Below are 3121 nucleotides of genomic sequence, written 5' to 3' on the forward strand. Positions count from 1 at the left end.
CTCCCTCCTCCGCACCCCCGAGGCACGCACCTGACCGCCGCTCGCTACGGACAAGATCCATAAGACACGGCCTAAGCTCGTGGGTATGGCCAAGTACTTTGACGTGCATCCGGACAACCCGCAGCCCAGGGCGATCGGCCAGGTGGTGGACCTCCTGCGCGGTGGCGGGCTGATCGCCTACCCGACCGACTCCTGCTACGCGCTGGGCTGCCGGATCGACAACGGGGGCGGGGTGGAACGCATCCGGGAGATCCGGAAGCTGGACGACAAGCATCACTTCACCCTGATGTGCCGGGACTTCGCGCAGCTCGGGCAGTTCGTCCAGATCAGCAACGCGGTCTTCCGGTCGGTGAAGGCGGCGACGCCCGGCGGCTACACCTTCATCCTGCCCGCCACCAAGGAGGTGCCGCGCCGGTTGCAGCACCCGAAGAAGAAGACGGTCGGGGTGCGGATCCCCGACCACACGGTCACCCAGGCGCTGCTGGCGGAGCTCGGCGAGCCGCTGCTGTCGAGCACGCTGATCCTGCCGGGGCAGAGCGAGGCCCCCACCCAGGGCTGGGAGATCAAAGAGGAGCTCGACCACCAGGTCGACGCCGTCATCGACGCGGGGGAGTGCGGCGACGTCCCGACGACTGTCGTCGACCTCTCCGACGGGACCCCGGTCATCCTGCGCGTCGGCGCGGGCGACCCCACCCCGTTCGAGTAGCGCCGCTCACGCCTGCAGGACGCCGCCGAGCAGGGTCAGCCCCGGATGGGTGGGCGCGTGCCGGATGTGGAACAGCCGGGTCGCGGGCAGCAGTGCCGCGATCTCGGCGGCCGACCGGACGTGCAGTTCGCCGCCGGTGCGGCCGTAGACCGTCTCGATCTCCGCGACGGCCTCGCGCGAGGCGGTGCCGGGCGACAGATGGGTGAGCAGCAGCGCGCCGCCCGGGACGAGCGCGTCGCGCAGGGCGGCGGCGGGTGTGCCGGGGTCGGCGAGGTGGTGCAGGACCGAACCGCACAGGAACGCGACCGGCCGGTTAAGGTCGAGCGGGCCGTCCAGCCGCGCCAGCAGCACCTGCGGATCGGTCAGGTCGGCCTGCAGGGCGAAGATGCGGGCGCCGTCGGCGAGCAGCGCGCGATTGTGCGCGACGACGGTCGGGTCGTGGTCGACGTGCACGATCCGCGCGCCGCGCGGCGCGAGTTTCGGTTCGGCGGGCAGCCCTGCGCCGAGGTTCACGAACTGGGTGATCCGCTGCCGTTCCGACAGCAGTCTGACCTGGTCGGCGAGGTAGGCGCGGGACGCCCGCGCCAGGGTGCGCAGTTCGGGCGCGAAGTCAAGCAGGTCGGAGACGGCCGCGCGGTCGGCGCGGAAGTTGTCCTTGCCGCCGAGCAGGCTGTCGTGGATCCTGGCGATGTTGGGCCGCGTCGGATCGAAGGACGCACCGGGCGGTGTGTACGGAACCGGTTCGAGGCGCGGACGTCTGAAGGGCATGGGTTCGACGGGCATCGCGGTCATGCGGTGACCTCCCCCGCTGGGCGGGGCGACCGGACCTCATACTCAGGTCGCATCCTCGAGGAGTCCTTCCCTAGCTCAGTAGAGACGTCTCGTCTCGGAGCCTAAGGGGCGCCTACCCCCCACACAACTGCTATGGCACAGATTGTCCGGACCTTTCCATCAACTCCCGACAAACCGCAGTAACCGGTTAGGGTGTTCGTTGCCCGGAACCGGGCCCGGCGGCGGGACTAGGGATGACCGACACTTTTGCGAAGATCCTGGACGAGCTCTGCGCGCGTCCTGTGGGCCGGCGGCCGTACACGAACGCCGAGCTGGTCCGGCTTGTGGTCGCCCAGGGCGGCGACATCACCGACGGGTACATCTCGCATCTGCGCCGCGGCCACCGCGACAATCCCAGCCTGCACACCGTCGAGGCGCTGGCCTCCGCGCTGGGGGTGTCGCCCGCGGTGTTCGTGGGCGGCAGACGCGAACGGCACGGCCAGGAGTGGCCGCGGCTGCGGTTCTCCGCACGGCTCTCCCACCTGTTCGCCAACGTCTTCCCCGCGGGCCGCGGCCCGTACACGCCGGAGGAGGTCGCCACCGCGATCAACGCGGCGCGCCGCTACGGCACCATCTCGCCCAGCCACATCCGCGAGCTGCTGAACCCCGCGCCCGGCACCCTGCCCAACCCGCGGCTCAAGCACATCCTGGCGCTCGCCGAGCACTTCGGGCTGGCCGACGAGAACGGACCGCAGGCCGCCTACTTCCTCGACGACCAGCTCGCCGCCAGGATCGACGCCGACCTCAAGGACGAACGCGCGCTGCGCGACGCCGGGGTCGTCGAGTTCGCGGCACGGCTCGCCCAGCACGCCAGCGAGTGGAGCCCCGCGCTCCGCAGCCAGGTGGCGCGGGCCGTCGCCGAGGCGCTGGTGTCGGGCGGGGAGCCGGGCTGGGAGTTCCCCCGGCCGGGAGGCGCCCGGTGAGCGGCAGGCCGGACCCGCAGCAGGTCTGCGACGACACGATCACCCGGCTGGCCCTCGCCCCCGACGCCACCTACAAGGAGGCGTGCCGCCGCGTCGGCGAGCTGATGAGCGAACTGCTCGACGCCGAGGTGTCCCTGAAGTTCGCCGCGCTCGGCAACACCCCGTTCAGCGGGGCGACGCTCCGGCTGGCCGATTCCGGCTACATCGTGTTCGTCGCCAACTCCCGCTCCTGGTACCACCGGCTCGGGATCCTGCTGCACGAGCTGGCGCACGTCCTGCTGGGCCACCAGCCCGCCACGGTCGACGCGCTGCGCCGCACCTACCTGCCGCACATCCCGGCGAGGATGGCGCAGATCATCGCCACCCGCGCGGGACACGACGGCGACGACGAGGCGGAGGCCGAGGAGCTGGCCGATCTGCTGCTGGGCCGGATCACCGAACGCCAGGCGTCGGCGGCCGAGCCGACGGACTCGGCGGGCGCCCAGGTCAAGCGGATCGCGGAGGGACTGGCTCACCGCCCGGCGGAGGGACGGCCGCCGGGACGCCATCGAGCGCCCGGGCCACCACAGGCGACCGGCCGAAAGCCAAAGCGACCGTGAGCCACCAGGTCAGCTCGGTGTCGAACGCGCCGTCGCGGACCTCTTCGGCCTCCGCCCGGTCG

Annotated in this window: 4 protein-coding genes; 3 read left to right on the plus strand and 1 reads right to left on the minus strand. The window is 71.7% G+C overall.

The annotated features are described in order from the left end of the window. The first annotated feature begins 85 nt into the window (after positions 1-85). Positions 86-706, plus strand: coding sequence for an L-threonylcarbamoyladenylate synthase (locus ACYVE7_RS31765; protein ID WP_460369976.1), 621 nt, complete (start codon positions 86-88; stop codon positions 704-706). A gap of 6 nt (positions 707-712) precedes the next feature. On the opposite strand, the gene ACYVE7_RS31770 is transcribed toward ACYVE7_RS31765, so the two are convergent. After that, positions 713-1498 carry an SAM-dependent methyltransferase gene (locus tag ACYVE7_RS31770; protein ID WP_460369977.1) on the minus strand — a complete coding sequence of 262 codons (786 nt, stop codon included), beginning with the start codon at positions 1496-1498 and terminating at the stop codon, positions 713-715. A 233-nt stretch (positions 1499-1731) separates the two neighbouring features. Between ACYVE7_RS31770 and ACYVE7_RS31775 the strand changes: the two genes are divergently transcribed. Next, positions 1732-2460 (plus strand): helix-turn-helix domain-containing protein, encoded by a 729-nt coding sequence (locus ACYVE7_RS31775; RefSeq protein ID WP_460369979.1) that lies wholly within the window; start codon positions 1732-1734, stop codon positions 2458-2460. Further along, complete coding sequence (locus ACYVE7_RS31780; RefSeq protein WP_460369980.1) at positions 2457-3059, plus strand: hypothetical protein; 603 nt, start codon at positions 2457-2459, stop codon at positions 3057-3059. The genes ACYVE7_RS31775 and ACYVE7_RS31780 overlap by 4 nt, the downstream gene beginning before the upstream one ends. Positions 3060-3121 lie beyond the last annotated feature (62 nt).

Source organism: Actinocorallia lasiicapitis (genome assembly GCF_054778695.1).

Bases quoted from the DNA above. Each gene is read 5' to 3' on its own strand.
- ACYVE7_RS31770 (WP_460369977.1), bottom strand. From the start codon at position 1,498: ATGACCGCGATGCCCGTCGAACCCATGCCCTTCAGACGTCCGCGCCTC.
- ACYVE7_RS31765 (WP_460369976.1), top strand. From the start codon at position 86: ATGGCCAAGTACTTTGACGTGCATCCGGACAACCCGCAGCCCAGGGCG.
- ACYVE7_RS31775 (WP_460369979.1), top strand. From the start codon at position 1,732: ATGACCGACACTTTTGCGAAGATCCTGGACGAGCTCTGCGCGCGTCCT.